The organism is Clostridia bacterium, from assembly GCA_028698525.1.
Taxonomy (GTDB): domain Bacteria; phylum Bacillota; class Clostridia; order JAQVDB01; family JAQVDB01; genus JAQVDB01.
In genome coordinates this window covers 1-6,696 of sequence record JAQVDB010000085.1, presented here as the reverse complement: position 1 = coordinate 6,696, position 6,696 = coordinate 1, and the positions used below count along the sequence as shown (strand labels likewise).

Genomic DNA, 6,696 nt, shown 5'->3' with positions numbered 1-6,696 from the left:
GTAGTTGAAGAAGAATTAAAAAAGTGCGCATAATAGTAAAAAGCAAAAAAAATTCTCCCCTAGGGGAGAAGAGCAATACATTTTAACAGAGATAAAAAAGTGTTTCATTTTAACTTGCATTTAGCGAGCATAATAAAATTATAAAAAAACTATTGACTTACTATTTCAAATGTGCTAGAATTTTAAATTGTCAGCGATTATTGATGCGGGTGTAGCTCAGTGGTAGAGCCCCAGCCTTCCAAGCTGGTTGCGTGGGTTCGATCCCCATCACCCGCTCCAGATGTGCGCCTGTAGCTCAGTAGGATAGAGCAACGGACTTCTAATCCGTGCGCCAGGGGTTCGAATCCCTTCAGGCGCGCCATATATGTGGTGGGTATAGCTCAGTTGGTTAGAGCGCTAGATTGTGGCTCTAGAGGCCGAGGGTTCGAATCCCTCTATCCACCCCATTAAAACTTCAAATATGTGTTGGGGTGTAGCCAAGTCGGTAAGGCACGGGACTTTGACTCCCGGATTCGTAGGTTCGAGTCCTGCCACCCCAGCCAAAATTTAATATTATAAAGACCCATTAGCTCAGGCGGTAGAGCACTTGACTTTTAATCAAGGTGTCCGGCGTTCGAGTCGCCGATGGGTCACCAGACATGCGGGCGTGGCGGAACTGGCAGACGCGCTAGACTTAGGATCTAGTGTCTATCGACGTGGGAGTTCGAATCTCTTCGCCCGCACCATTTATGCGGAAGTGGCTCAGTGGTAGAGCGTCGCCTTGCCAAGGCGGATGTCGCGGGTTCGAATCCCGTCTTCCGCTCCAATGATTGTATAACTGATGCGGGTGTAGCTCAGTGGTAGAGCCCCAGCCTTCCAAGCTGGTTGCGTGGGTTCGATCCCCATCACCCGCTCCAGATTTTTTGCGCCCATAGCTCAGTTGGATAGAGTGACAGACTTCGAATCTGGAGGCCGTAGGTTCGAATCCTACTGGGCGCGCCAAAAGAATAACATGGGCCATTAGCTCAGTTGGCAGAGCACCTGACTCTTAATCAGGGCGTCCCGGGTTCGAATCCCTGATGGCCCACCAATGATTAGCGCTAGAATTTAATTTCTAGCGCTTTTTTAATTATTTAAATCATCAAGTTTTTCCATCTAATTCTTCCAGCAGTTTTAAAGAATAAATTTCTGCATTGGATAATAAAGAGGATTATAATGAGTTTTATTGAATATAGTTTATAATTATAGTATTTAAAATCGCACTCAACTTCTTAATTGTTTACATAAAAAACAGGTGGTGAATTATATGGGAATCTTTAGATTACGGATTGAGTTCGAAGATAGGGCGGGGATGGTGTATGATACCAGCCAGGTTATCAATAAATATAAAATTAGTATTTCAGCACTTGAAGTGATGCCTGAAACAATGTATTTTGAATTGGAGTGCGATGATGTAAAAATAAAAGAGGATATTATATTAGATCTTGCATTGATTCCAAATATAAAAAAAGTAGAAGAAGTGAAGTGTTTACAGCATCCAAACAAGAGCAATGATGAATTTGGCAAAATAATAGGCGAAAGCGATGCCTTGAAGAAGGCTATCATAAGATCCAGACTGGTTGCAGATACCGACAGCACAGTGCTTATTTTAGGAGAAAGTGGGACAGGAAAGGAGCTTTTTGCAAAAGCTATACATTCGGTGAGTAATAGGGCAGAGCATCCTTTTTATCCTGTTAACTGTGCAGCATTACCTGAGACTTTGTTGGAAAGTGAGCTTTTTGGATATGAAGATGGTGCTTTCAGTGGCGCAAAACGCGGAGGAAAGGCCGGTTTGTTGGAGGTTGCACATAAAGGAACTGTATTCTTTGATGAGGTGGGAGATCTTACACTAGGTACTCAAGCAAAGCTTTTAAGAGCAATCCAGGAAATGAAGATAAGAAGGATTGGAGGATATAAGGAAAAATCGATAGATATAAGAATAATAGCAGCCACTAATAGGGATCTTTGGAAGATGGCGGAACAAGGTAAATTCAGGGAAGACCTTTATTATCGACTTAATGTAGTTCCTGTAAAAATACCTCCTTTAAGAGAACGAAGAGCGGATATACCTATATTGGCTGAACATTTTTTATTGCATTATGCTAGAGCCACAGGGAAGCCTACTAAAACTTTAACAGCAAGGGCTTTAGCCTTTTTAGTCAATTACGATTGGCCTGGAAATGTGAGGGAATTACAGAATATGATTGAGCGAGCAATCAGCTTAAATCCGGGAAGGATTATTGATTTAGACAAGTTCGCATTCGAAGAGGATAATTATTTAGAATTTTCCTATCAAGAGGATAAACCTTTAAAAACTCTGGTGGAACAGCTGGAATATAAAGTAATAGAGGAAACTTTGCAAAGACATGGTTCAATCAGAAAATCAGCGAAAGCTTTAGGTATATCACATACGGCGTTGTTAAAGAAGATTGAAAAGTTGAAAAAGAAAAAAGCAGAATGGTAGCAAAAGTTACCAGATGGAAACAAAAGTTACCACGATCTATTTATCATTTGCTGCTTTTGGAAACTTTTTCTCCCGACTTGCACTCAAATACAAAGCGTTTTTTCTAGGAACTCTTTTTTGTATGTAGATTCATTCTGAAATTAAAAATTTGTAGATTTTATTAGTATTAAAGCATAGAAAACCGTGCCATTTCTTATTGGCACGGTTTTTGCTTATTATATATTAATAGAACAATAAAAACAAAGGGGGCTTTATGTATGGCAAGACAATTCAAAGGAATCACTATTGGAATACCAAAAGAGATTATGCATGGAGAAAGACGTGTATCTGCAATACCTGAAACTGTAGAAAAACTGACAGAAGAGGGTGCAAAGGTATTAGTAGAAAAGACTGCAGGCATAGGTGCATTTATTTCGGATCAGGATTATATAAATGCTGGGGCTGATATTATCGATGATGTTGTAATGCTTTATGATGAATCAGATGTGATTTTAAAGGTTAAAGAGCCACTTTTTAATAAAGATAAAGACAAGCATGAAGTGGATATGATGCATGCAGGACAATTATTAGTCACATTCTTACATCCGGCGGCTCCTGCAAATTATCAAATGGTGAACAAACTTATGGATAGGGGCATAACAAGTCTTACACTCGATGGAATTCCAAGAATATCCAGGGCACAATCGATGGATGCACTTACATCTATGAGCACTGTTGCAGGATATAAAAGTGTGGTTATGGCGGCTGATAGACTATCAAAGTTTATCCCGATGATAGGTTCTGCTATAGGGATGATAAAACCTGCCAATGCACTTGTGATAGGCAATGGAGTTGCAGGTTTGCAGGCAATAGCAACTGCAAAAAGATTAGGAGCTGTTGTATATTCTGTGGATATACGTCCTGATGCAGCAGAGCATGCCAAAAGCTTGGGAGCCAAACCGATAGATACAGAGGTTCCCTCTGATATTGCGGTGGGAGAAGGGGGCTACGCAAATAGGTTACCTGACAAATGGATCAATATAGAACGAGAAGCTATAAAAGAAACTGTTTTAAAATCAGACATTATTATATCTACTGCATTAGTGCCAGGGAAAATTGCGCCAGTTTTGATTACTGAAGAAGTGGTAAAAAATATGAAACCTGGTTCTGTAATAATTGATGTTGCTATTGATCAAGGTGGAAACTGCCAATTGACAGAAGGCGGGAAAATAATTGAGAAATATGGTGTTAGTATAGATGGGACTAAAAATATACCTGGGATGGTTCCTGTAAGTTCTACTTGGATGTTTGCGCATAATATATATAATTTTATTTGTTATTTTATAAAAGATGGTAAGGTGCTCATTGATCTGCAGGATGAAATCATCAAATCATCTATTGTCACTAAAGATGGGAAATTGTTGCATACTGGTGCAATTGAAGCTATGAAAGTAGATTAAAAAGGAGAGTGTAAAAATGGAAATGGCTCTATTATTATTGATATTTTTAATATCGGCTATATTAGGCTATAAGATAATAAAAAAGGTACCTACATTGCTTCATACTCCCCTCATGTCGGGTACAAATGCAATATCCGGTGTTACTATACTGGGTTCGCTAGTATCTACAGCTTTTTCACTGATGTTTTCAAGTAAGATTTTAGGATTTATAGCTATAGTGCTTGCTACGGTGAATCTTGTAGGGGGCTTTGTAGTGACTGATCGAATGTTAAAGATGTTTAAGAATAAGTGAGGTGTATGTAAATGTCTGAAATATATATAGTAGCTTCTACAATATTAGCTATATTAGTATTGTTTGGAATTAAATTAATGAGTTCTCCTAAAACCGCAGTAAGGGGTAATAGGCTATCAGCCATCAGCATGCTTGTTGCTGTTATACTGGTGCTGGGAGCAAATGATATTATTCAGTTACCATTGCTATGGATTGCAATTATCCTAGGGAGTATGATAGGCTATGCATTAGCCCTTAAAGTTCCCATGATAAAGATGCCTCAAATGGTGGCGTTATATAATGGTTTGGGAGGTGCTGCATCTGCGTTGGTAGCTCTCGTAGAAATACTGGAAGCAACTTCACAGCAAAATTATTTTGTGTTATTTACCAGCCGATTAGCTTTAATTATTGGAGGCATTACATTTAGCGGAAGCATTATAGCAGCTGCTAAACTTGATAAACGTATTTCTCAGAGGCCTGCTGTCCTTCCTCATCATAAAATTATTTCCAATATGATGATAATAGTACTTATATTACTTTTAATTTTATCTTTTTCACTGAATAATTCTTTAGTTGTATTTATTATATTGATAGTGGCATTAACATTTGGGGTGCTTTTTGCGATGAGGATTGGCGGTGCAGATATGCCCATAATAATTTCGTTGCTTAATTCTCTATCAGGATTAGCTGCAGCTATATGTGGATTTACTGTTTTTGAACCGTTGCTTGTGTCTGTAGGTGCTATTGTAGGTGCTTCCGGCCTTATACTCACCAATAATATGTGTGTAGCTATGAATCGTTCTCTATCTAACGTATTAACCGGAGGAACAACAATGTGTGCAAGCAAATTTTCAAGTAACAGCAAAGATGAAGTGCGCATGGAAGAAAAGGCAGAAACTGAAACAAAAAAATCTCCAGCCGAAATTTTAAAACGAGCGAAAAAAGTAATAATAGTACCAGGATATGGTATGGCAGTATCACAAGCACAATTTTATGTAAAGAACTTGACGGAGGTTTTGGAAAAAAGCGGAACAGAGGTAAAGTTTGCTATCCATCCTGTAGCAGGCAGGATGCCTGGTCATATGAACGTTTTACTTGCAGAGGCAGATATACCGTATGAAAAGTTATGTGAAATGGACGATATAAATGATCAATTTGCAGAGACAGATGTTGCTATAGTTATTGGTGCTTGTGATGTTACAAACCCGGCTGCAAATACAGCTGAAGGAACTCCTATTTATGGCATGCCTGTATTAAAAACAGGAGAAGCTAAAAATGTTATTGTATGCAACTTGGATACTAATCCAGGCTATTCAGGAGTTGAAAATTCTCTTTATACAATGCCTAATGTTCAATTAATATTAGGCAATGCAGCTGATACTATAAAGGAATTGATAAACAATTTGGAAGGATAAACATAACGTTTCGAAAAAAATGATATGACATGATCAAATAAAGAGATTAAAATAACAGGTACAACTAATAAAGGACCTAAGTTAAATCTAGGTCCTTTATTTTTGGTGGGCCATCAGGGATTCGAACCCGGGACGCCCTGATTAAGAGTCAGGTGCTCTGCCAACTGAGCTAATGGCCCATGAAACATAAATTTTAAAATTATATCATGTTAAGACGAAATTCATTATATAACAATTGGATATATAATTTCAAGTATTATTTTTATTTGCGAAAGACTAATTTACAAACAAAAACCCTTGTATTACTTATATAAATCAAACAAACATAAGAATGCATACAATATATCCAAAAACGAAAGGTTTTCATAGCCAGATCACTTTTGACAAAACAAATATTATTACAATAGAATATTTATGTAAAGGAGATTTATTTTACATAGTTTTTGATCAATTGTAGCACAGTAGGGATATTTATAATTATTATTTAAAATATTGTAGAATGGTAGAATGGGGGTACCGTAATTATGTCCATAATAGAAATTCTTTCAAGGAATGTTGAAAAGTATTCAGATGAGACAAGTTTAATTGAACGTAGACCTGATATAGGCAATCGAAGGGAAATAACTTGGTTGGAATTTGATAAATTATCGAATAAGCTTGCAAATGCCCTGATAGCAAAGGGGATAGGACGAGGCGATAAGGTAGTTCTTCTTATGATGAACTGTCTTGAATGGCTACCGATATATTTTGGGATTTTAAAAACTGGAGCTTTGGCAGTTCCGCTTAATTTTAGATTTACTGCTGATGAGATTTACAAGTGCACAGAGACGGCAGAGGCGAAAATTCTTATATATGGTCCAGAATTTCGTGAGAGGATAGAGGAGATAAAAAGCAGAAACAATAATATAGAGCATTTTATTTATGTTGGGCAACAATCGATAGGTGAATCGGATAGTTTTTATAAATTAATAACTCAACTTTCCCACTTGAGAAAAGCAATATGAACCTTGAAAAATGAATATAAAAAATCACGCTTATAATTAATTTAGAAAAGGAAAACCGCCGCGGTTATGGTATAATTGAATCATC

5 protein-coding genes and 11 tRNA genes are annotated in these 6,696 nt (G+C 37.5%); 15 read left to right on the top strand and 1 reads right to left on the bottom strand.

Annotated features, from left to right (window positions below):
• Positions 1-205 precede the first annotated feature (205 nt).
• From PHP06_10075 to PHP06_10010, 14 genes are all read left to right on the top strand, one after another.
• Positions 206-279 (top strand) — tRNA-Gly (locus tag PHP06_10075).
• A gap of 5 nt (positions 280-284) precedes the next feature.
• Positions 285-361: transfer RNA gene (locus PHP06_10070), tRNA-Arg, on the top strand.
• An 8-nt stretch (positions 362-369) separates the two neighbouring features.
• Positions 370-446 (top strand) — tRNA-His (locus PHP06_10065).
• A 20-nt stretch (positions 447-466) separates the two neighbouring features.
• A tRNA-Gln gene (locus PHP06_10060) sits at positions 467-542 on the top strand.
• Positions 543-559: 17 nt separating this feature from the next.
• A tRNA-Lys gene (locus PHP06_10055) sits at positions 560-635 on the top strand.
• Between the two features lie 5 nt (positions 636-640).
• Positions 641-725: transfer RNA gene (locus tag PHP06_10050), tRNA-Leu, on the top strand.
• 5 nt (positions 726-730) lie between these two features.
• Positions 731-805: transfer RNA gene (locus tag PHP06_10045), tRNA-Gly, on the top strand.
• A gap of 17 nt (positions 806-822) precedes the next feature.
• A tRNA-Gly gene (locus PHP06_10040) sits at positions 823-896 on the top strand.
• Between the two features lie 8 nt (positions 897-904).
• Positions 905-981: transfer RNA gene (locus tag PHP06_10035), tRNA-Arg, on the top strand.
• Positions 982-993: 12 nt separating this feature from the next.
• Positions 994-1,069 (top strand) — tRNA-Lys (locus PHP06_10030).
• Positions 1,070-1,285: 216 nt separating this feature from the next.
• Positions 1,286-2,482 carry a sigma 54-interacting transcriptional regulator gene (locus PHP06_10025; GenBank protein MDD3840887.1) on the top strand — a complete coding sequence of 399 codons (1,197 nt, stop codon included), beginning with the start codon at positions 1,286-1,288 and terminating at the stop codon, positions 2,480-2,482.
• A gap of 257 nt (positions 2,483-2,739) precedes the next feature.
• Complete coding sequence (locus tag PHP06_10020) at positions 2,740-3,921, top strand: NAD(P) transhydrogenase subunit alpha (GenBank protein MDD3840886.1); 1,182 nt, start codon at positions 2,740-2,742, stop codon at positions 3,919-3,921.
• A 16-nt stretch (positions 3,922-3,937) separates the two neighbouring features.
• Positions 3,938-4,213: an NAD(P) transhydrogenase subunit alpha gene (locus PHP06_10015; protein MDD3840885.1), complete on the top strand. Its 276-nt coding sequence runs from the start codon at positions 3,938-3,940 to the stop codon at positions 4,211-4,213.
• 11 nt (positions 4,214-4,224) lie between these two features.
• Positions 4,225-5,607, top strand: coding sequence for an NAD(P)(+) transhydrogenase (Re/Si-specific) subunit beta (locus tag PHP06_10010; protein ID MDD3840884.1), 1,383 nt, complete (start codon positions 4,225-4,227; stop codon positions 5,605-5,607).
• 103 nt (positions 5,608-5,710) lie between these two features.
• On the opposite strand, the gene PHP06_10005 is transcribed toward PHP06_10010, so the two are convergent.
• A tRNA-Lys gene (locus tag PHP06_10005) sits at positions 5,711-5,786 on the bottom strand.
• 345 nt (positions 5,787-6,131) lie between these two features.
• On the opposite strand from PHP06_10005, the gene PHP06_10000 reads away from it, so the two are divergent.
• Positions 6,132-6,611 carry a class I adenylate-forming enzyme family protein gene (locus PHP06_10000; protein ID MDD3840883.1) on the top strand — a complete coding sequence of 160 codons (480 nt, stop codon included), beginning with the start codon at positions 6,132-6,134 and terminating at the stop codon, positions 6,609-6,611.
• Positions 6,612-6,696 lie beyond the last annotated feature (85 nt).

Coding starts and splice junctions, on each gene's coding strand:
- PHP06_10000 (MDD3840883.1), top strand. CDS start 6,132: ATGTCCATAATAGAAATTCTTTCAAGGAATGTTGAAAAGTATTCAGAT.
- PHP06_10020 (MDD3840886.1), top strand. CDS start 2,740: ATGGCAAGACAATTCAAAGGAATCACTATTGGAATACCAAAAGAGATT.
- PHP06_10025 (MDD3840887.1), top strand. CDS start 1,286: ATGGGAATCTTTAGATTACGGATTGAGTTCGAAGATAGGGCGGGGATG.
- PHP06_10010 (MDD3840884.1), top strand. CDS start 4,225: ATGTCTGAAATATATATAGTAGCTTCTACAATATTAGCTATATTAGTA.
- PHP06_10015 (MDD3840885.1), top strand. CDS start 3,938: ATGGAAATGGCTCTATTATTATTGATATTTTTAATATCGGCTATATTA.